This is a genomic window from Achromobacter sp. DH1f (assembly GCF_000633435.1).
Lineage (GTDB): Bacteria > Pseudomonadota > Gammaproteobacteria > Burkholderiales > Burkholderiaceae_B > Achromobacter > Achromobacter deleyi.
This window is the reverse complement of record NZ_AYMF01000024.1, coordinates 95,448-116,816: the sequence shown is the minus strand read 5'-3', so window position 1 is coordinate 116,816 and position 21,369 is coordinate 95,448. Positions and strand designations below refer to the sequence as shown.

Below are 21,369 nucleotides of genomic sequence, written 5' to 3'. Positions count from 1 at the left end.
AACAATGCAAAAAATAAGAGTGTTATGTGTGGACGACTCCGCGCTGGTGCGGGGGCTGATGACCGAGATCATCAACAGCCAGCCGGACATGGAGGTCGTCGCGACCGCGCCGGACCCGCTGGTGGCGCGCGAACTGATCAAGAAGCACAACCCGGACGTGCTGACGCTGGACGTGGAAATGCCCCGCATGGACGGGCTGGATTTCCTGGAAAAGCTGATGCGCCTGCGGCCAATGCCGGTGGTGATGGTGTCGTCGCTGACCGAACGCGGCGGCGAAATCACGCTGCGCGCCCTGGAACTGGGCGCCATCGATTTCGTGACCAAGCCCAAGCTGGGCATCCGCGACGGGCTGCTGGAATACACGGAACTGATCGCCGACAAGATCCGCGCGGCCTCGCGCGCCAAGCTGCGCGCACCCAGCCCGCACGCGGCGCCGCCGGCGCCGTCGCCGATGTTGCGCCGGCCGCTGTCCAGCTCGGAAAAGCTGGTCATCGTGGGCGCGTCCACGGGCGGCACGGAAGCCATCCGCGAGGTGTTGCAGCCCTTGCCGCCGGACAGCCCCGCCATTCTCATCACGCAGCACATGCCGGCCGGCTTCACGCGATCGTTCGCGCAGCGCCTGGATGCGCTGTGCGCGGTGACGGTGCGCGAGGCCGTGCACGGTGAGCGCGTGCTGCCCGGCCACGTCTACCTGGCGCCGGGCGGCGACACGCACATGCGGCTGGGCCGCAGCGGCGCCAACTACGTGATCGAGCTGGACGCCAGCGAACCCGTCAATCGCCACCGCCCGTCGGTGGACGTACTGTTTAATTCCGCCGCCGTGGCAGCGGGCAAGAACGCCATCGGCGTCATCCTGACCGGGATGGGCAAGGACGGAGCGGCCGGCATGTTGGCCATGCACCGTGCCGGCGCCCACACCATTGCGCAGGATGAAGCCAGTTGCGTGGTCTTCGGCATGCCCCGGGAGGCTATCGCGATAGGCGCGGCTGACGAAGTGGTGCCGCTGTCGGCGATGAGTGAGCGCATTCTGACTCGCCTGGGCGACCGGGGGCACCGCGTTTGACGCGGACGTCTCCCCGATCGGTCTCAAGCACATTTCTTTTGGAGTAGAAGATGGTAGACAAGGGCATCAAGATTCTGGTGGTGGATGACTTCCCCACCATGCGGCGGATCATCCGCAACCTGCTCAAAGAGCTGGGTTTCGAGAACGTGGATGAGGCCGAGGACGGCGCCATCGGCCTGGAAAAGCTGCGTAACGGCGGCTTCCAGTTCGTCGTGTCCGACTGGAACATGCCCAACCTGGATGGCCTGGAAATGCTCAAGCAGATCCGCGCCGATGCCGCCCTGGCGTCGCTGCCGGTGCTGATGGTGACGGCCGAGGCCAAGAAGGAAAACATCGTTGCGGCGGCCCAGGCCGGCGCCAACGGCTACGTGGTCAAGCCTTTCACCGCGGCGACGCTGGAAGAGAAGCTGGTCAAGATCTTCGAGAAAATTGCCGGCTGAGGTGCGTGAATGAGCACGACGCAGAACGTTGACCCGGCCGAGTCCCCGGACCTGATCCACCGCATCGCCTCGCTGACCCGCATGCTGCGCGACAGCATGCGCGAGCTGGGCCTGGACCAGGCCATCAAGGACGCGGCCAACGCCATTCCCGACGCCCGCGACCGCCTGCGCTACGTGGCGCAGATGACCGAGCAGGCCGCCAACCGCGTGCTGAACGCGACCGAAGCCGCCGGCCCGATCCAGGACGGCATGTCGCGCTCGGCCCAGGCGCTCGATGGCCGCTGGCAGCAATGGTATGACCAGCCGCTGGAATTGCCCGAGGCCCGCGAACTGGTCAAGGACACGCGCGCCTTCCTGCAGGACGTGCCCAAGCAGACGCAGCAGACCCAGTCCAAGCTGATGGAAATCATCATGGCGCAGGACTTCCAGGACCTGACCGGCCAGGTCATCATGCGCATGATGGACGTGGTCGGCGCGATCGAACGCGAACTGCTGCAGGTGCTGCTGGACAACGTGCCGCAAGAACGCCGCGACGAGGCCAACAGCCTGCTCAACGGCCCGCAGGTCAGCCCGCAAGGCAAGACCGACGTGGTCACCAGCCAGGATCAGGTCGACGACCTGCTGGCCAGCCTGGGTTTCTGACCCGGACTCGGCGGCGGCCGGGGCTTGTCCCGTCCGCCGCTTTGCTTGACCGGGCATGGTCGTATTCCCTAAGAGTACGAAGCCGCATGCTTGGGTAGACTGCACAACCATAAGAATCGGGGCCAGCAGCAGGAGACAGGGCGCGTCCGCCGCGCCCAGGCAACGGATGCCCATAGAAGGCGATCCGGGCCGCACAAGGAGGTGCATCGTGGCCAGATCCGTATTCGCATTCGGAGGCATCTGGGGTTTACTGCGCCGGCTCAATCGCGGCCGCGCCGCGCTGTCCGATCGCCCGCTATCCGTCAGTCCGGCCGCCTGGCCGCTTTACCGCTTTCTGTCCGGCATCCGCAGCCGCGTCGTGACCGTGCGGCAATCCAGCATCGAAATCGCCCTGAACACCGCCCGCACCCAGTTCCAGGCGGGGCGTTGCGCCGTGCTGGCGCAGGAACAGGCGCGCGCGGCCGAGGCCCTGGCCGCCAGCGGCGCGCAGATCGCGGCCCTGTCCGCGTCCACCTCGACCCATGCGCGCGAGATCGCACAGGTGTCGGGCCAGAACCTGCGGGCCGCCGAGCAGGCGCTGGCGGAACTGTCCGAGGTCAAGGAACGGGTCGACCGCATGACCCGCGAGATGGCCACGTTCACGACCGTGGTGGAACAGCTGACCGGCCGGGCGCGCTCGGTGGGCGACATCAGCAAGCTCATCAAGGACATTGCCTTGCAGACCCAGCTGCTGGCGTTGAACGCCGGGGTCGAGGCGGCCAGGGCGGGCGACGCCGGCCGTGGTTTCGCGGTGGTGGCCAGCGAAGTCGGCCGGCTGGCCGAGCGGGTCAATGCGGCCACCAGCGACATCGGCCGCCATACCGGCGAAATGCTGGAACTGGTGGATTCGACCCAGCGCCAGACCGGCCTGTTGCGCGAAGACGTGGATGCCTCGGGCGCCGTGCTGGACAAGACCCGCCAGGATTTCCAGCATTTCGTGCGCGATTTCGACAGCATGAACCGCCAGGTGGGCGAGGTGGTGCAGGCCATCGGCGAGGTCGACGCCACCAACCACGGCATGAGCCAGGACGTCAGCCGGATCGCGGCGCTGAGCGCCGACGTGCGCGAGCGGGTGGCCAGCATGTCCGGCGAGATCGACCGCATCCGGCGCCAGACCGAGAGCGTGCAGGAAGTGCTGTCGGACATGCGCACGGGCAATACGGCGTTCGACCGGCTGTCCGAGACGCTGGACGCCTTCCGGCTGGCGGCCATCCGGCTGCTCGAACATGCCCAGGGACGCGGGCTGGACGTGTTCGACCGCCATTACCAGCGGATCGCGGGCAGCGAGCCGCCGCGCTATCACACGGCCTACGACCGGGGCATCGACGAGGCCCTGACGCGCCTGCTGGACAGCGTGCTGGAAGCGGTGCCCGGCGGCAGTTACACCTTGCTGGTGGATCAGCGCGGTTACGCCCCGGCCCATAACAGCCGCTATTCCCACCCGCCCAGCGGCGATCCGGCCCAGGACATCCTGCGCTCGCGCCACAAGCGCATCTTCAACGACCCGGTGGGGGCCCGCCTGGCGGCCAACACCGAAACCCTGCTGTTTCAGACCTATTCCCGGGATACCGGGGAGATCGTCAACGACATTTCGGTGCCCCTGTACCTGGATGGCGAGCACTGGGGCGCGGTCCGGATCGGGCTGGATTACATGCGCTTCCAGGCCGCCCTGGCGGCCGGTGAACCCGGCCGGCACCCGCTGGCGGCGGCGGGCTGAGGAATAGCGCCGCTTTCCCCCCGTTTCTTGGCTTATCGCCAAACGGCCATGCCACCTAGAATCTCGGCGGGCAGCTCGTAATCCGTCAATCCGCGAGCCGCAACGACACCGCAGAGCATGGCCGAAGAAAGCGACCTCGAGAAATCCGAAGCCGCCTCTCCCAGGCGCCTGGAAAAGGCGCGCGAGGAGGGGCAGATTGCGCGTTCCCGGGAATTGGGCACGTTCATGATGCTGGCCGCCGGTGTCGCGGCCATCTGGATGGGCGGCGGCTCGCTTTATCAGGGACTGAGCGGGGTGCTGCGCGGCGGGCTGGCATTCGATCAGCGGGTGGTGACCGACCCGGGCGTGATGGTCGAAGTGGCCGTCAACGGCTTTGGCCATGCCCTGATGGTGATCCTGCCGATCTTCGGCCTGCTGGCGGTGATTGCCGTGCTGTCCAGCGTGCTCTTGGGCGGCATCGTGATCTCGGGCAAGCCGCTGTCGCCGAATTTCTCGAAACTGAGCCTGTTCGCCGGCCTGAAACGCATGTTTTCGGCGCAGACGGTGGTGGAACTGGTCAAGGCGCTGGCCAAGGCCCTGCTGGTGGGTGGGGTGGCCGTCTGGATCATCTGGCGCTACCACGATGACATGCTGGGCCTGATGCACGTGGCGCCGACGGCGGCGCTGACCAAGGCCCTGAGCCTGGTGGCGATGTGCTGCGCCTTCATTGTGGCCTCGCTGATGGTGATCGTGATGCTGGATGTGCCGTGGCAGATCTGGAGCCACCTGAAAAAGCTGCGCATGTCCAAGGAAGACGTGCGCCAGGAACACAAGGAAAGCGAGGGCGACCCCCACACCAAGGCGCGCATCCGCCAGCAGCAGCGCCAGGCCGCGCGCCGCCGGATGATGTCCGAAGTGCCCAACGCCGACGTGGTCGTGACCAACCCGACCCACTACGCGGTGGCGCTGAAGTACGAAGAAGACAAGAACGGCGCGCCCAAGGTGCTGGCCAAGGGCACCGGGCTGATCGCGGCCAAGATCCGCGAACTGGCCGCCGAACACCGTATTCCCACTTTGGAGGCGCCGCCGCTGGCGCGCGCCCTGTATCAACACGTCGAGCTGGGCAAAGAAATCCCGGCCGAGCTATATACCGCGGTCGCGGAAGTGCTGGCGTGGGTCTTCCAGTTGCGCTCATGGCGTTCGGGATGGGGGGTCGAACCGACGGCGCCGTCGTCTCTGCCCGTGCCGGCCGACCTGGACCCGCAGGCCAAAACCGCAGCACAAGGAGTGTAAGGAATGAGCGCTTTGCTCACCATGTTGAAAAGCAGCGGAGGCACGCACGCGCGCCTTCTGGCCGGCCCCGTCCTGATTGTGATGGTGCTGGGCATGATGGTGCTGCCGCTGCCCACCTTCCTCCTGGACTTGCTGTTCACCTTCAACATCGCCTTGTCGGTGATGATCCTGCTGGTGGCCATGTTCACGCGCAAGCCGCTGGACTTTGCCGCCTTTCCGGCCGTGCTGCTGTTCGCCACGCTGCTGCGCCTGTCGCTGAACGTCGCCTCGACCCGGGTGGTGCTGCTGCATGGCCACACCGGGCCGGATGCCGCGGGCAAGGTGATCGAGGCCTTCGGCCACTTCCTGGTGGGCGGCAACTTCGCCGTCGGTATCATCGTCTTCATCATCCTGACGATCATCAACTTCATCGTCATCACCAAGGGTGCGGGCCGTATCGCCGAAGTCGGCGCGCGCTTCACCCTGGACGCCATGCCCGGCAAACAGATGGCCATCGACGCCGACCTGAACGCCGGCCTGATCGGCGAGGACGAGGCCCGTCGCCGCCGCGCCGAGGTCTCGCAGGAATCCGACTTCTTCGGCTCGATGGACGGCGCCAGCAAGTTCGTGCGCGGCGACGCCATCGCCGGCCTGCTGATCATGGCCATCAACATCATCGGCGGCCTGATCGTGGGCGTGGCCCAGCACGACATGTCGATGAGCGATTCGGCCCGCGTCTACACGCTGCTGACCATCGGTGACGGCCTGGTGGCCCAGATCCCGGCGCTGGTGATCTCGACCGCGGCGGGTGTGGTCGTGTCGCGCGTGTCGACCGACCAGGACATCGGCCAGCAGATCATCAGCCAGCTGTTCTCGAACCCCGCCGTGCTGTTCCTGACGGCCGGCATCATCGGCATCATGGGCCTGATTCCCAACATGCCGCACGTCGCCTTCCTGACCCTGGCCGGCGGCCTGGCCTGGGGCGGCTGGGCGCTGCACAAGCGGCGCAAGGCGGCCGAGGTGGCTGCCCGAGACGTGCCGCAGCAAGCCGTGACGCAAGCGCAGGCTGCGGCGGCCGAAGCGAGCTGGGACGACGTGTCGATGGTGGACCAGCTGGGCCTGGAAGTGGGCTACCGGTTGATTCCGCTGGTGGATCATGCCCAGAACGGCGAGCTGCTGCACCGCATCCGCAGCCTGCGCAAGAAGTTCGCCCAGGACGTGGGCTTCCTGCCGCCGGTGGTGCACATCCGCGACAACCTCGAGCTCAAGCCGAACGACTATCGCATCCTCTTGTCCGGCGTCGAGATCGGCCACGGCGTGGCCATGCCGGGCCAGTGGCTGGCCATCGACCCGGGTGGCGTCACCATGCAGATCAAGGGCACGCCCACCACCGATCCGGCCTTCGGCCTGCCGGCGCTGTGGATCGACGGCAGCCTGCGCGACCAGGCCCAGGTGGTCGGCTACACGGTGGTGGACGCCGGCACCGTGGTGGCGACCCACTTGAACCACCTGATGCACCGCCACGGCTCGAACCTGCTGGGCCGCCAGGAAGTGCAGCAGCTGCTGGACCGCATCGGCCGCGACGCGCCCAAGCTGGTCGAGGACCTGGTGCCCAAGACCCTGTCGCTGACCGCGCTGCAGAAGGTGCTGCAGGGCTTGCTGGCCGAGGAAGTGCCGATCCGCGACATGCGCACGATCATCGATACCCTGTCCGAACACGGTCCGCGCCTGGCGGCGCTGGCGGCCGGGGCGGGCGGGCAGCCGGACATCAACGAACTGATCGCGCTGACGCGCCGCGCGCTGGGCCGCGCCATCACCCAGCAATGGTTCCCGGGCGAAGGCGAACTGCGCGTCATCGGGCTGGACGTCAAGCTAGAGCGCGTGCTGTCGCAGGCGCTGACCACCAGCGGCGGGCTGGAGCCTGGCCTGGCCGACACGCTGCTGCGCGAGACGCAGGCGGCGGTCGAACGCCAGGAATCGCAGGGCAATGCGCCGGTGCTGCTGGTATCGCCGGTGCTGCGCGCGCCGCTGTCGCGCTTCCTGCGCCACCATTTGCCGCAGTTGGGTGTGTTGTCGAATACGGAAATTCCGGATGAGCGCATGGTCCGCGTGACCGCGCTGATCGGCGGGGGTAATGGTCAATGAAGATAAGCCGCTTCTTTGGGGCGAATAGCCGCGACGTCATGCGCCAGGTGCGCCAGGTGCTGGGGCCGGACGCGCTGATCGTGTCGAACCGCAGCGTCGATGGCGGCATCGAGGTGCTGGCCACGGTGGAAGGCGCGTTTGACGACGTACCGCAGGAATCGCCGCGTCAGCCGGCGCCGCAGGAAACCGCGCCTGCGCCGGCCTACGCCGCGCCGCAGCCTGGCTATGGCGCCCCTCAGCCTGCCTACGCTGCGCCTGCCGCCGCGCCGCAGCCGGCCTATATTCCGCCTCAGCCTGCCTATGCCGCACCGGCCGCCGTGCCGCAGCCCGGCTATGCTGCGCCGGCGCGCTCCATCGCCGCGTATCAGTCTGCCTACGCCTCGTCGGCATTGCCGGAACAGGATGAACCGCAGGAATCGGTCGCACCGGCGGCGCCGCCCGTCGCCGCGGCACCGCCTGCCGCCGCCGTGGCCGCGCCCGTCGCGCCGGTGCGCATGGAAATGCCGGCCTTGCCGCCGCTCTCGCGCGAGCAGCCGGCCGCGGCACAGCCGCCGATGGCCCGCATGCCGCAGGCGCCCCAGCCGCCCGTGTCGCCACCGACAGCGCCCCAATCGTCCATGTCCCGCATGCCCGACGCGCCTCTGCGCAACGGACCGGTGATGCCGGCCGCGGCCTTGCCGGGCGATGCCGCGGCCGGCCTGCAGGACGCGATCAGCGCCTTGCGCGGCGCGCTGGAAAGCCGCATGGACGGCCTGCTGTGGGGCGGCCGCCAAGGCCCTGGCCGCGAGCCGGCCGGCGCGGCCTTGTTCCGCAGCCTGCTGGACGCGGGCTTCAGCACCAAGCTCGTGCGCGCGCTGGTCGAGCGTATGCCGGAAGGCCTGTCTGCCGAGGCCGCGCTGGCATTGGCCCGCAATGAACTGGTGACCCACCTGCCGGTGCTGGGATCGGAAGACGAATTCCTGGGCGGCGGCGTGTACGCGCTGGTCGGCCCGACCGGCGTGGGCAAGACGACCACCCTGGCCAAGCTGGCGGCGCGCTGCGTCGCCCGTGAAGGCCGCGAGCAGGTGGCCATGCTGACCACCGACAATTTCCGGATCGGCGCGCTGGAACAGTTGCAGATCTACGGCCGCCTGATGGGCGTGCCGGCGCACTCGGTGCGCGATGCGGGCGAACTGCGCCGCATCCTGGCCGAACTGGGCAACCGCAAGATCGTGCTGATCGACACCACCGGCATCAGCCAGCGCGACCGCCATGTGGCCGAGCAGGCCGCCATGCTGTGCAACGCCGGCAAGCCGGTGCGCCGGCTGCTGGTGCTGAACGCCGCCAGCCAGGGCGACACGCTGGACGAAGTGGCGCATGCCTACCGCAATGGCGTGGGCGAAGACGTGGCCGGCTGCATCATCACCAAGCTGGATGAAGCCTCGCGCCTGGGCGCGGCGCTGGACACGGCGATTCGCCACCGGTTGCCGATCCACTATTCGTCGATTGGCCAGAAGGTGCCCGAGCATCTGGAACTGGCCCGCGCCGATGCCCTGATCGACCGCGCCTTTGCGATGGTCGAGCGCGCCCGCGCCCTATATACGCCCAGCGAAGCGGACCTGGCCTCGCTGTGGTCCGCCGCCTCGCGCGACAGCACGGCCGTGGATCCGGCGCGGCGGCGCCAGCTGCTGGCGTCCGCCATCCTGCGTCCGCAGGGCGGCGCGGCCGCCATTGACGCCGCGCAGAACCTGGACGACGCCATCGGCTGGCTCGACAGCGACGCGGCCTGCGTGCAGGCGCGCGCGTCGTGGCGCGAATATGTCAGCGACGGCGCGGGTTCCAGCCTGACCGCGCTGGGCGAATCGCCCCTGGCGATGGTGCGGCGCGAATTCTCCAGCGCCTGCGGCCGCCATCTGCTGGCCATGCACGGCAAGACCAGCATGAAGGGTGAGGGCCTGCCGGGCGGTACGCTGCTCAGTTCGGTCCTGATGAGCGATCGCGGCGCCGCGATGGCCGCGCCGGCGCAGCAATTGGTGTTGCCGCACGGCATGCTGTCGTCGTTCGATCCCGCCAGCGCGGCCCAGCCGGACACGGCGCTGGCGCTTGAAGCCCGCATTCGTTGGCTGGGCGGCCAGCTCGATCGCCTGCCCGTGGTGCACATGCTGGAAGCCGGCACGTCCGCCTTGTGGCAGAGCCTGAGCGAGCAGGGCGTGTCGTGGGTGGCGCGCAATCCGGGCGGCCTGCGCGTGATCCAGGATGAATGCCCGACCAACCTGAATGCGGTCGGCAAGAGCGTCGGCTACCTGCCGGTGGGCCAACCGGGCGACATGCCCGGCCTGCGCGCCGTGCCGGGTTCGCGGCCGGCGCCTTTGGCCTTGTGGGCCTCGGGCACCGAAATCGGCCTGCCGGGCCGGGGCGATGACACGCGCCTGCGGCTGGTCTGCGCCCGCCTGATCGATACCGCCAGCGGCGAGGTCGCCGGCCAGCTTTTCGGCCTGACCAACCTGACGGCCAGCCAGGCAGACGCCGCCACTGTGGCGCGCTGGCTGGTGTTGCAGGAAGAAGCCCGCGCCGGTTTCCGCTACATGGCCAACGCCTGGCAGGCGCTGCCTGCCGTGGACGGCGCGCACACCCTGGCGCGGCAGTCGCTGATGGCCGGCCAACTGGGCGCTGCCTGCTGGCAGTTGGCACACGCGCCGGCCGCCGATTCCGCGCGCTCGACGCTGTCGGGCGTGGTCAGCGCCGACCGCAAGCTGTCGGGACGTCTGTTGCCAGTCGCGTTGCTGAAAATGTTCGCCCTGCTGGAAATGGCTGAGGGGTAAAACAAAACAGCCCGCGGATGCGGGCTGTTTGCTTTGGGCGGGCTGGCGGTCAGCCGGCGACGATGGGCTTGCGGCCCGGGGCGCTGCGGGCGCCGCGGCCTTGCGCGTCGTAGGTGGACGTGACGCCCATGCCGCCCAGGTTGCGCAGGGCGTCCAGCGATTGCTGGTTGTAGCGCATGTGCACGTCGATCAGCGCGCCATTGCGCATGTTGATCTCGTTGGCCGACGCGGATTTGCTCAGCAGCGCCTGCCACACGCCCGACAGTTGCGGGTGCAGTACGGCAGCCTGTTCGGTGCCGGCGTGTCCGGCGGGCAGGCCAAGTTCGGCCAGCAGGCCGTCGCGAGCGTGGCTCAGGTCGACCAATTGCTGGGCCACGTTGCCCTTGCGTTCGGTGACGTCATGCAGCGCGTCGACGTTGCCCGGGCCGACCAGCACCTTGGTTTCTTCTTCCAGGATGGCGGAGAACTCGGTGATCAGGGCATCTTCCTGCTTGAGGCAGGCTTGCAGGGAATCGACAGGGTTCATGGTCATGCGGGTGGCTGCGGGTCGTAAGGAGAATCGGACTGGGGCAAACGGGCCTGCGCGGGGCAGGCCTACTTCAACAGGTCACGGGCGCTGGCGATCAGGCCGTCAGCGATGCGGCTGGTATCGATCTTGAGCTGGCCCGAGGCGATGGCCGCGCGGATGGCGGCGACGCGTTCGACATTGATGTCGTTCGAGCCGTCCTGCAGGGCGAGCATTTTGCGCGAAGCCGAGCTCAGCGCGACTTGCGAGCTGCTGGCGCCGCTGCCGCCGCCGGCGCCGTAGGCCTGGGCGACCGAGGACTCGGCGCGGGGGCTGACAGCGTCGGCCGAGATGGGCCGGTTGGTGGTCGAATTGATTTTCAAGGTTTTCTCCGCAGGGCGTCCTGGGTCGATGTGCGACGGTTCCGCCTACTTATGTCTCTGTAACGACAGGGCCGGAAAGAACTTTAGGGTAGACCGGACTCTGCCGCTGCGCGATATGTAACATAGCCTAAAGTTGTATTTCGACCAGCCCGGCGTTGCGCACGACGCCCGTCACGACCTGTCCGCTGGCGGTGCGCACCTGCACCGTGGCGCCAGGCGCCGCGTTGTCCAGCGCCTGGCCCTCGCTGCTGACCACGAAGCCGTTGCCGCGGGCGTTGATGCGCACATTCGAGCCACGCGTGACCGACTGGGCGTTGCGCAGAGCGGCGCCCTTGACCGGCTGGCCGGCATTGATGCGATAGGCCGCCGTCATGCCCACCACGGTATCCGGGTTGGTGATGACGCCCGGGGGCAGGGCGACCAGGTCGCCGTCGCGCGGCGACAGGTCGGCCGGCGTCAGGGCCTGGCCGGCCGCGATCATGCGCGAGGCCACGTAGTAGTAACCGGGCACGCTGACCGTGGCCTGCACGTAGGTGGTCCAGGGCTTGGGCGCATTGCAGCGCACGCCCACGGTCATGCGCGACCGGGGCTTCATGCCCGCCGGCATAAATGGGGACAAGGCATCGCAGGGCGCCAGCCGCTCGACCCGCGGCGGGTCGATGGCCACCGACGGCTGGCCGGACAGGCCCGCCAGCTGTTCCAGCAGATAGGCCTGCGCGGCGATGACGATCGCCTCGGGCGCCTGGACGGCCTCTTGCGCCTGGGCCGCCGCGGTGGGGGCCAGGAGCAGGGCGGCCAGGCAGGCGGCACGCGCGCGGATGCTTGCGGGGAATTTCATGATGACTGAATTGTAGAAGCCCGCGCCGCTTGGCAATACGTGAATTGGATGAGAAATGACGGGTTATTTGGCTGATTGTGTTCTGCCCGCGGCCCCTATGATGCCGTCATCCAATGGGATAACGGTGCGTCCGCTGTCCCGGGTTTCATCCGTATTGAAGGCGATCCGATGCTAGACAGGCTTAACGAAGATTTCCGCTTCTACCAGCAGTCCCTGGGACTGCGCGCACAGCGCCAGGAAGTGCTGTCCTCGAACATCGCCAACGCCGACACGCCCAACTACAAGGCGCGTGACTTCGACTTCAAGGCCGCGATGCAGAACGCGATGGAAGGGTCCAAGCGCCTGCCGGACACCTCGCTCACGCTGACGTCGGCGCGCCATATTCCCGCCAAGGCCGTGTCGCAGGGTCCGACGGACCTGCTGTACCGCCTGCCGTACCAGCCCAGCCTGGACGGCAACACGGTGGACATGGACATCGAACGCGTCCAGTTCGCCGACAACACCTTGCACTACCAAAGCACCATGCAGATGCTGTCCGGCCGTATCCGGACCATGATGGCCGCCATCCAGGATTGATTTTCATAGGGAGCCGCAGGCAATGTCCTTGTTGAGCATTTTCGATATCGCCGGTTCGGCGCTTAGCGCGCAATCGCAGCGCATGAACGTGGCGGCCAGCAACATGGCCAACGCCGACAGCGTGGTGGGCCCCGACGGCCAGCCGTACCGCGCCCGCCAGGTGGTGTTCCAGGTCAACCCGTCGGCCGGCCAGGCCCTGGGCCAGGAGATCGGCGGCGTGCGCGTGGCCGGCGTGGTCCAGGACCAGTCGCCCCTGAAGCAGGTCTATGACCCCAAGCATCCGCTGGCCGATGCCCAGGGCTACGTCAGCATGCCCAACGTCGATCCCGTGGCCGAAACGGTCAACATGATCGCCGCGTCGCGCTCGTACCAGGCCAACGTCGAGGTGCTGAACACCGCCAAGAGCCTGATGCAGAAGACGCTGACCATCGGTCAGTCCTGATTCCCACATTCCGCGCGCCGCGCCGCCCGCGCGGAATAATCCAGACAAAGTGAATTCATGACCACCGTCGACCAATCCACGAGCAAGACCGGCCTGGGCCTGGCGCAATCGGGCGCCAACGGCTCGTCCACCGCGCAAGGGCTGCAGGACCAGTTCCTGAAGCTGCTGGTGACGCAGCTGAAGAACCAGGATCCCCTGAACCCGATGCAGAACGCCGAGCTGACGTCGCAATTGGCGCAGATTTCCACGGTGGAAGGCATCAACAACCTGAAGAACACCATGCTGGCCATCAGCGGCCAGATCGACGTGTCGCAGTCGATGAATGCGGTGGCCATGATCGGCAAGGGCGTGCTGATTCCGGGCTCGACCGTCAAGCTGGGTGTGGATGCCGAGCACCCGTCCGAGCGCGTGGTCACGCCTTACGGCATCGACCTGCAAGGCGATGCGAACAAGGTGCAGGTGCGGATTTCGGATTCCAACGGCGCCGTCGTGCGCACCATGGAACTGGGCCAGAAGGGCGCCGGCGTGTACACGCTGGATTGGGACGGCAAGAACGACGCCGGCCTGGCGCTGGACGCGGGCGCGTACACCGTGTCGGTGTCGGCGTCGGATGCCGACGGCAAGAAGGTTTCCGCTGAAGTGCTGAAGTACGGCCAGGTCAAGAGCGTGGCGTACTCCACCAACGGCTTGCGTCTGGACCTGGGCCTGGACGGCCAGACCAGCATGCTGGATGTGCGCAAGGTGATCGGCGCCTGACGCGGGCCGGTTTGATTATCAGCCGGCGCCACGGCGGCGGTTTCCACATTAGAGATTAGCGAGAGAAAACATGGGCTTCGGACAAGGATTGAGCGGCTTGAACGCCGCTGCGCAGAACCTGGACGTCATCGGCAACAACATCGCCAACTCGGGCACCGTCGGCTTCAAGTCGTCGACCGCGTCGTTCGCCGACGTGTACGCCAGCTCGCGCGTGGGCCTGGGCACCAAGGTGTCGGCGATCACCCAGCGCTTCACCGTGGGCACCGTGAACGGCGGCGGCGGCGAATACGACATCGCCATCGACGGCGCCAAGGGCATGTTCCGCGTCACCGACCAGAGCGGCGCCGTGATGTACACCCGCAACGGCGAGTTCCTGGTCGACAAGAACAACTTCATCGTCAATGCCCAGGGCTACCGCCTGACCGGCTACCCCGCTGGCGCCATCGGCGCGAACCCGGTCGAGCTGCAGCTGCCCACCGCCAACGTGGCGCCCAAGGCGACCACCACCGCGACCACCGTGGCCAACCTGGATGCCAACGCCAAGGTCATCTACGAAACCAACACCGTGACCTCGCCGGCCGTGAACGGCTCGGTGACGATGACCGGCACCACGCCGCCGTCGCCGGCCACGCAATACGACTTCACCCGCGACCCCGTGGGCAACATCGTGTGGGTGAACCAGCCCCCGGCCGGCACCTATGGCGCCGCGCCCAACCTGGTCACCATCGATGCCGCCGGCGCCGTCACCACGGGCGACCTGGCCCAGGTGCCCGGCTACAAGAACTACACGGCCGCCGTGACCGAAGTCGGCAAGCCGTTCGACCCCAAGGTCACCAGCAGCTACACCAACGCCTCGCCCATGACGGTCTATGACTCGCTGGGCAACTCGCACCAGGTGATGCAGTACTTCGTCAAGCGCGCGGCCGATGCCGCGGGCAACAGCACCTACGACGTCTACTACACGATGGACGGCCAGGCCATGGCACCGACCACGCAGGTCGGCGCCACCTGGGGCAACCCGGCCAAGTTCACGTTCAACAAAGCCGGCGTGATGACCAGCGCCCCGACCATCAACCTGTCGTTCGCGACCCCGGGCGGCGGCACCACGCCCGCCGATCCGCTGGCGATCGCCGTGAACTACACCGGCACCACCCAGTACGGCAGCGCCTACGCGCTCAAGTCCGTGCCGGACGGCTACACCTCGGGTGAATTCCGCGGCATCAACATCGGCGCCGACGGCAGCCTGGTGGCCGACTACACCAACGGCGAAACGTCCGTGGTGGGCACCATCGTGCTGGCCGACTTCGCCAACCTGCAAGGCCTGCAGCCGGTGGGCAACAACGCCTGGAAGGAAACGTCGACCTCGGGCCAGCCGATCCTGGGCCAGCCGGGCAGCAACGGCTTGTCCAAGGTGGTGGGCCAGGCGACCGAAGCCTCGAACGTGGACATGAGCAAGGAGCTGGTGAACATGATCATCGCCCAGCGCACCTACCAGGCCAACTCGCAGACCATCAAGACCCAGGACGAAATCATGCAAGTCCTGATGAACCTGAAGTAATGGCTGACGGGCAAGCGACGACACCGACGGAATAGGCAATGGATCGAATCATCTACACCGCCATGAATGGCGCAGCGCGGATCACGGAGCACCAGGCCGCGCTCTCCAACAACATGGCCAACGTGAACACGCCGGGCTTTCGCGAGCAGATCGCGCTGTACCGGTCGGTTCCGGTGAATGACGGCGTGAGCCTGCCGACGCGTGTCTCGACGGTGGCGTCCACGCCCCGCAACAACTTCGAAATGGGCAACATGCAGACCACGGGCCGCGACCTGGACGTGGCGCTGGCCAGCTCGAACGGCTGGATCGCCGTGCAGACCCCGCAGGGCGAGGCCTATACCCGCGCTGGCAGCCTGCAGGTGGGCGTGAACGGCCTGTTGCAGACCTCGCTGGGCCAGCCGGTGATGTCCGACCAGAACGGCATCATCGACGTGCCCGACCAGGCCTCGCTGACGATTACGTCTGACGGCACCATCACCGCCATCGGTGCGGGCGACGCGCCCAACAACATCCTGAACCTGGGGCGCATCAAGCTGGTCAACCCGCCGGAAGCGCAACTGGTGCATGGCGACGACGGCGTGTTCCGCCTGGCGCCGGTCAATGGCCAGCCGGCGCCGCCGGCCCCTGCCGACCCCAGCCTGCGGGTGTTGTCCGGCGTGCTGGAAGGCAGCAACACCAACCCCATGGCAGCGATGGTGGGCATGATCGAAAACGCCCGTCGCTTCGAGCAGCAGATGCAGGTGGTGCAGCAGGCGGATCGCAACGCCGAGCGCGCCAACGGCATCCTGTCGGTCAGCTGATCCCAATACCAATTTTCGCGGGCGGCCCGGCCGCCGTAGCAGGAGTACTTCATCATGATGCGTTCACTGTGGATTGCCAAGACGGGCCTGGAAGGTCAACAGACCTCGATGGACGTCATTTCCAACAACCTGGCCAACGTCTCGACCAACGGCTTCAAGCGCGGCCGCGCCGTGTTCCAGGACCTGATGTACCAGACCCTGCGCCAGCCGGGCGCCCAGGTGGGCGACGCCACGCAGCTGCCTTCGGGCCTGCAGCTGGGTACCGGCGCGCGCGTGGCCGCGACCGAGCGCATCCACACCACCGGCGGCCTGAACAACACCGGCGGCGAACTGGACGTGGCGATCAATGGCCGCGGCTTCCTGCAGGTCGAACTGCCTGACGGCACCCAGGCCTACACCCGCGACGGCGCGCTGCAGCGCGACCAGAACGGCCAGCTGACCACGGTCAGCGGCTACGTGATCCAGCCGCCCATGAACGTGCCCGACAACGCCTTGTCCATCTCCATCGGCAAGGACGGCATCGTCTCGGTGACGCAGCCCGGCGCGGCCGGCGTGAACGTGCAGATCGGCCAGTTGCAGGTCGCCACCTTCATCAACCCCACCGGCCTGCAAAGCGTGGGCGAGAACCTGTACCTGGAAACCGACGCGTCGGGTCCGGCCAACCTGCTGCAGCCCGGCGTCGATGGCGCCGGCACGTTCATGCAGAACTACGTGGAAACGTCCAACGTGAACGTCGCTGAAGAACTGGTCAACATGATCACGACCCAGCGCGCCTACGAAATGAACAGCAAGGCCGTCAAGACCTCGGACGAAATGCTGGCCCGCCTGACCCAACTGTGATGCCCATGTCTGTCCTGCGCCTGGTTTCGAGTGCGGCCCTGGCTTTGCTGGTGGCCGGTTGCGCCATGATTCCGCCCGAACCCATCGTGACCGGGCCGACGACGGCGGCACCGCCGCCGCCGCCGATGCCCATGGCGCAGCCCACGGGCTCGATCTACCAGCCCACGACCTACGGCAACTATCCGCTGTTCGAGGACCGCCGGCCGCGCAACGTCGGCGACATCGTCACCATCGTGCTCAACGAGAAGACGAACGCCTCCAAGAACGTGGCGACCAACACCAATCGCAGCGGCAATGCCAGCCTGGGCATCGCCGCCGCGCCGTCCTTCATGGACAGTTGGGCCAACGCCAACCTGAACCTGGATGCCAAGGGCGGCAACGTGGCCCAGGGCAAGGGCGACAGCACGGCCAACAACGCGTTCACCGGCACCATCACCACCACCGTGGTGGGCGTGATGTCCAACGGCAACCTGCAAGTGGCCGGCGAAAAGCAGATCGCCATCAACCGGGGCAGCGAATACGTGCGCTTCGCCGGAGTGGTCGATCCGCGCTCGATCACCGGAACGAACACCGTATCGTCCACCCAGGTGGCTGATGCCCGCATCGAATACCGCAGCAAGGGCGTCATGGACGAAGTCCAGACCATGGGCTGGCTGCAACGCTTCTTCCTGATCGCTTCGCCGTTCTGACCATGAAACAACCCACTCCGATTTCCGCCTTGCTGTCCCTGCTGGCCCGCGTGTGCGTGGCGGCCGGCCTGTTGGCCGGTGCGTCGGCGGCGCACGCCGAACGGCTCAAGGACCTGGCGTCGATCCAGGGCGTGCGCGGCAACCAGCTGATCGGCTACGGCCTGGTGGTGGGGTTGGACGGCAGCGGCGACCAGGTGCGCCAGACGCCGTTCACGCAGCAGAGCCTGACCAACATGCTGTCGCAGCTGGGCATCACCGTGCCCGCCGGCAGCAACATGCAATTGAAGAACGTGGCGGCCGTGATGGTCACGACCACCTTGCCGGCCTTTGCCCGGCCCGGCCAGACGCTGGACGTGGTGGTGTCGTCCATGGGTAACGCCAAGAGCCTGCGCGGCGGCACCTTGCTGATGACCCCGCTCAAGGGGGCCGACAGCCAGGTCTACGCCATCGCCCAGGGCAACATCCTGGTCGGCGGCGCGGGCGCGTCTGCGGGCGGCTCCAGCGTGCAGATCAACCAGTTGAATGGCGGGCGCATCAGCGCGGGCGCCATCGTCGAGCGCGGCGTGCCGACCACCTTCGCCCGCGACGGCTACATCTACCTGGAAATGAACAACACCGACTTCGGTACCGCCCAGAACGTGGTGGCGGCGCTGAACCGCAAGTTCGGCCAGGGCACGGCCACGGCGCTGGACGGCCGGGTGGTGCAGGTACGCAGCCCGATGGAGCAGGCCTCGCAGGCGCGCTTCCTGTCGCAGATCGAAGACCTGCAGGTGACGCGCGCGCCGACGGTGGCCAAGGTCATCATCAATGCCCGCACCGGCTCGGTCGTGATGAACCGCACGGTGATGATCGAAGAGGCCGCCGTGGCCCACGGCAACCTGTCGGTCATCATCAATCGCCAGAACCAGGTGTCGCAGCCGGACACGCCCTTCACCGAAGGGCAGACGGTGGTGGTGCCGAACACCCAGATCGAAGTGCGCCAGGACAATGGTTCCTTGCAGCGCGTCACCACCAGCGCCAACCTGGCTGACGTGGTCAAGGGCCTGAACGCCCTGGGCGCCACGCCGCAGGACCTGCTGGCGATCCTGCAGGCCATGAAGAGTGCCGGCGCGCTGCGCGCCGAGCTCGAGATCATCTGACCGCCATGGCCTATACCAACGACGCCGCGCGGGTGGGCAGCCGCCAGGACTCCGTGTTCGACATGGGGCGCCTGTCGGACCTGAAGCGCGATGTGACGAAGGACCCCGACGGCCCCGGCACCGACCAGCAAAAGCAGGTCGCCAAGCAGTTCGAGGCCCTGTTCCTGCAGATGATGCTCAAACGCATGCGCGAAGCCACGCCCAAAGAGGGCCTGTTCGACTCGCAGCAGACGCAGATGCTGCAATCGATGGCCGACGAGCAGTTGGCGCTGCACCTGGCCACCCCGGGCATCGGCCTGTCCAAGTCGATCCTGGCGCAGATGCAGCAGGGCAAGCCGGGCGACCTGTCGGCCGACGCGGTCAAGAACCTGGGGCAGGGCGCCGATTTCGACTTCCGTACCGGCAGCTCGCGCGAGGTGTCGGCGTTGATGGACGTGATGCGCAACAACCGCGCCAGCGACCGGGCCCTGGCCGCGGCCGAAGGCGCGCCCGAACACGTCATCAATTTCGTCTCGAAGATGTCGCGCGCGGCCAACCTGGCCTCGCAGCAAAGCGGTGTGCCGGCCCGCCTCATCATGGGCCAGGCGGCCCTGGAATCGGGTTGGGGCCAGCGCGAGATCAAGCATCCGGACGGCAGCACCAGCTACAACCTGTTCGGCATCAAGGCGGGCGCCAGCTGGAAGGGCAAGGTCGTCAACGTGCTGACCACCGAATACGAAGACGGTGTCGCAAAAAAGGTGACGCAACCCTTCCGCGCCTACGCCTCGTACGAAGAATCGTTTGCGGATTACGCCCGCCTGATCGGCAACAGCCCGCGCTACGAAAGCGTGACCCAGGCGCGCAACGAAGTCGAGGCCGCGCGCCGCATCCAGGCCGCCGGCTACGCCACCGACCCGCAGTACGCGCAGAAATTGATCGGTGTCATGGGCCAGCTGCGAGGGGCCGCCGCCAAGGTGGATATTTCTCGCCAGATGTTGGAAGGACTCTAAATTTGGACCATCTGCTGCCGTTAAGCAGGTATCCAGACATATCAGTTGCGGTTACATACGGGGCATTGTCAGCATGAATCTGTATAAATTGGCATTGGGCGGGCTGAACGCGTCCCAGGCAGGCCTGGCCACCACCAGCCACAATATCAACAATGCCACCACGGTCGGTTACAACCGTCAGCGCGTCATGATTTCGTCGGCTGGTGCCCAGGCCACCAGCAACGGCTACATCGGCCGCGGCGTGCAGGTCGACACCGTCGTGCGCAGCTACGACAGCTTCCTGTACAAGCAGCTGGTCGGCGCGCAGGGCAGCGGCGCCCAGTTGCAGGCCCAGTTCGACCAGGTGTCGCAGGTGAACAACCTGTTTGCCGACCGCACGGTGGGTATTGCTCCCGGCCTGTCCAATTTCTTCACCAGCATGAATACCGTGGCCAGCAAGCCGGCGGATCCCGCCGCGCGTCAGGATTTGCTGGGCAAGGCCAACAGCATGGCCACCCAGATCCGTTCGGCCTACCAGGAAATGCAGAACCAGCGCCTGGGCCTGAACACGCAGATCTCCACGACGGTGGACCAGGTCAACAGCTACCTGACCCGCATCGACGACCTGAACACCCAGATTTCGACCGCCCGCGCCAAAGCTGGCGGCAATCCGCCCAACGACTTGATGGATCAGCGCGACCAGGCCGTGTCGGAGCTGAACCAGCTGATCGGCGTGACCACGTACGAGCAGGGCGACAAGATCAATATCTCGCTGGCCTCGGGCGGCCAGGCGCTGCTGTCGGGCCAGACCATCTACCCGCTGCAAGCCGTGTCCTCGTCCAAGGACGTGAGCCGCACCGTCATCGCCTACACACTGCCGGCCGGCTCGGGCGGCAAGACCGTGTCGGTGGAATTGAACGACTCCGAGGTCACCGGCGGCAAGCTGGGCGGCCTGTTGCAGTTCCGCGCCACCTCGCTGGACGTGATGCAGGCGCAGCTGGGCCAGATGGCCGTCGGCCTGGCGCTGTCGTTCAACGACCAGCACAAGCAGGGCCTGGACACCGCCGGCAACCCCGGTACCGATTTCTTCAGCGTCGGCAAGCCCCAGGGTGTGCCGAACGCCAACAACAAGAGCGGTGCGCAGATCAGCGGCACGTTCACCAACGTGAACAACATCAACGCCAAAGACTACGACATCACGTTCGACGGCACCAACTACATGGTGACGCGCCTGCCGGAAGGCACCCAGGTGTACAACGGCCCGGCCAACGGCACTCCGCCGACCGCGACCCTGAACCTGGACGCCGAAATGGGCGTCACGCTGACGATCGACGCGCCGCCCCAGGCGGGCGACAAGTGGTCGCTGTCGCCTACCCGCGACGCTGCCCGCGACATCAACGTGCTGATTACCGATCCGAACAAGATCGCCGCGGCCGATGCCACCGGCGGCGACGCCAACGGCAAGAATGCCTTGAAGCTGGCGCAGCTGCAGACGGCCAAGGTGCTGGGCCACGGCACGATGAGCATCAACGAAATGTTCTCGCAGGTGGTCAACACCGTCGGCGTGCAGACGCAGCAGATCAAATCGGCCGCCACCGCCCAGGCCAACCTCATCACGCAGAAGCTGGAAGCGCAGCAAGCCGTGTCGGGCGTGAACCTGAACGAAGAATACGTAAGCCTGTCGCTCTACCAGGAGCAATACCAGGCAAGCGCTCGCATCATCGACGTAGCAAGCACGTTGTTCGACACGCTGCTGGGTTTGCGCGGCTGATCGGAC

The 21,369-nt window shown here is 66.9% G+C and carries 20 protein-coding genes; 17 read left to right on the top strand and 3 right to left on the bottom strand.

All coding sequences use genetic code 11. The features are described 5' to 3' along the window. The first annotated feature begins 4 nt into the window (after window positions 1-4). The 7 genes from U858_RS0119825 to flhF all read left to right on the top strand — a co-directional run bounded on the left by U858_RS0119825 (window position 5) and on the right by flhF (window position 10,098). Complete coding sequence (locus tag U858_RS0119825) at window positions 5-1,063, top strand: chemotaxis response regulator protein-glutamate methylesterase (RefSeq protein ID WP_025138904.1); 1,059 nt, start codon at window positions 5-7, stop codon at window positions 1,061-1,063. 50 nt (window positions 1,064-1,113) lie between these two features. Beyond that, complete coding sequence (gene cheY / locus U858_RS0119820) at window positions 1,114-1,503, top strand: chemotaxis response regulator CheY (protein ID WP_025138903.1); 390 nt, start codon at window positions 1,114-1,116, stop codon at window positions 1,501-1,503. Window positions 1,504-1,512: 9 nt separating this feature from the next. Continuing rightward, window positions 1,513-2,145: a protein phosphatase CheZ gene (cheZ, locus tag U858_RS0119815; RefSeq protein ID WP_025138902.1), complete on the top strand. Its 633-nt coding sequence runs from the start codon at window positions 1,513-1,515 to the stop codon at window positions 2,143-2,145. Window positions 2,146-2,353: 208 nt separating this feature from the next. Next, window positions 2,354-3,901 carry a methyl-accepting chemotaxis protein gene (locus tag U858_RS0119810; RefSeq protein WP_232786567.1) on the top strand — a complete coding sequence of 516 codons (1,548 nt, stop codon included), beginning with the start codon at window positions 2,354-2,356 and terminating at the stop codon, window positions 3,899-3,901. A 117-nt stretch (window positions 3,902-4,018) separates the two neighbouring features. After that, a complete protein-coding gene (flhB, locus tag U858_RS0119805; RefSeq protein WP_025138900.1) occupies window positions 4,019-5,173 on the top strand; it encodes a flagellar biosynthesis protein FlhB in 1,155 nt (384 codons plus the stop codon). Window positions 5,174-5,176: 3 nt separating this feature from the next. Further along, window positions 5,177-7,297 (top strand): flagellar biosynthesis protein FlhA, encoded by a 2,121-nt coding sequence (gene flhA, locus U858_RS0119800; protein WP_025138899.1) that lies wholly within the window; start codon window positions 5,177-5,179, stop codon window positions 7,295-7,297. Next, window positions 7,294-10,098: a flagellar biosynthesis protein FlhF gene (gene flhF / locus U858_RS0119795; RefSeq protein ID WP_025138898.1), complete on the top strand. Its 2,805-nt coding sequence runs from the start codon at window positions 7,294-7,296 to the stop codon at window positions 10,096-10,098. Before flhA ends, flhF begins: the two co-directional genes overlap by 4 nt. Before the next feature lie 49 nt (window positions 10,099-10,147). Here flhF and U858_RS0119790 read toward each other — a convergent pair whose 3' ends face one another. The 3 genes from U858_RS0119790 to flgA form a co-directional block, all read right to left on the bottom strand. Next, window positions 10,148-10,624, bottom strand: a complete 477-nt coding sequence (locus U858_RS0119790) for a flagella synthesis protein FlgN (protein WP_025138897.1) — start codon at window positions 10,622-10,624, stop codon at window positions 10,148-10,150. Window positions 10,625-10,692: 68 nt separating this feature from the next. Continuing rightward, the gene (gene flgM / locus U858_RS0119785; RefSeq protein WP_006385251.1) at window positions 10,693-10,986 is read right to left on the bottom strand and encodes a flagellar biosynthesis anti-sigma factor FlgM; all 294 of its coding nucleotides are present in this window, start codon (window positions 10,984-10,986) and stop codon (window positions 10,693-10,695) included. Window positions 10,987-11,113: 127 nt separating this feature from the next. Continuing rightward, a complete protein-coding gene (gene flgA, locus U858_RS0119780; protein WP_025138896.1) occupies window positions 11,114-11,824 on the bottom strand; it encodes a flagellar basal body P-ring formation chaperone FlgA in 711 nt (236 codons plus the stop codon). A gap of 168 nt (window positions 11,825-11,992) precedes the next feature. On the opposite strand from flgA, the gene flgB reads away from it, so the two are divergent. The 10 genes from flgB (at window position 11,993) to flgK (ending at window position 21,363) form a co-directional block, all read left to right on the top strand. Beyond that, window positions 11,993-12,400, top strand: a complete 408-nt coding sequence (flgB, locus tag U858_RS0119775) for a flagellar basal body rod protein FlgB (protein WP_025138895.1) — start codon at window positions 11,993-11,995, stop codon at window positions 12,398-12,400. Window positions 12,401-12,422: 22 nt separating this feature from the next. After that, window positions 12,423-12,842 (top strand): flagellar basal body rod protein FlgC, encoded by a 420-nt coding sequence (gene flgC / locus U858_RS0119770; RefSeq protein WP_025138894.1) that lies wholly within the window; start codon window positions 12,423-12,425, stop codon window positions 12,840-12,842. A 57-nt stretch (window positions 12,843-12,899) separates the two neighbouring features. Continuing rightward, window positions 12,900-13,598 carry a flagellar hook capping FlgD N-terminal domain-containing protein gene (locus U858_RS0119765; RefSeq protein WP_025138893.1) on the top strand — a complete coding sequence of 233 codons (699 nt, stop codon included), beginning with the start codon at window positions 12,900-12,902 and terminating at the stop codon, window positions 13,596-13,598. A gap of 70 nt (window positions 13,599-13,668) precedes the next feature. Further along, window positions 13,669-15,156: a flagellar hook-basal body complex protein gene (locus tag U858_RS0119760; protein ID WP_025138892.1), complete on the top strand. Its 1,488-nt coding sequence runs from the start codon at window positions 13,669-13,671 to the stop codon at window positions 15,154-15,156. A 38-nt stretch (window positions 15,157-15,194) separates the two neighbouring features. Beyond that, a complete protein-coding gene (locus tag U858_RS0119755; protein ID WP_025138891.1) occupies window positions 15,195-15,956 on the top strand; it encodes a flagellar basal body rod protein FlgF in 762 nt (253 codons plus the stop codon). Window positions 15,957-16,010: 54 nt separating this feature from the next. Beyond that, a complete protein-coding gene (gene flgG, locus U858_RS0119750) occupies window positions 16,011-16,796 on the top strand; it encodes a flagellar basal-body rod protein FlgG (protein ID WP_006394443.1) in 786 nt (261 codons plus the stop codon). Then, window positions 16,796-17,485: a flagellar basal body L-ring protein FlgH gene (locus tag U858_RS0119745; RefSeq protein ID WP_025138890.1), complete on the top strand. Its 690-nt coding sequence runs from the start codon at window positions 16,796-16,798 to the stop codon at window positions 17,483-17,485. The genes flgG and U858_RS0119745 overlap by 1 nt, the downstream gene beginning before the upstream one ends. A 2-nt stretch (window positions 17,486-17,487) precedes the next feature. Then, a complete protein-coding gene (locus U858_RS0119740) occupies window positions 17,488-18,624 on the top strand; it encodes a flagellar basal body P-ring protein FlgI (protein ID WP_025138889.1) in 1,137 nt (378 codons plus the stop codon). Window positions 18,625-18,629: 5 nt separating this feature from the next. Continuing rightward, window positions 18,630-19,613 (top strand): flagellar assembly peptidoglycan hydrolase FlgJ, encoded by a 984-nt coding sequence (flgJ, locus tag U858_RS0119735; protein ID WP_025138888.1) that lies wholly within the window; start codon window positions 18,630-18,632, stop codon window positions 19,611-19,613. Between the two features lie 73 nt (window positions 19,614-19,686). Beyond that, window positions 19,687-21,363, top strand: a complete 1,677-nt coding sequence (gene flgK / locus U858_RS0119730; protein ID WP_025138887.1) for a flagellar hook-associated protein FlgK — start codon at window positions 19,687-19,689, stop codon at window positions 21,361-21,363. Window positions 21,364-21,369 lie beyond the last annotated feature (6 nt).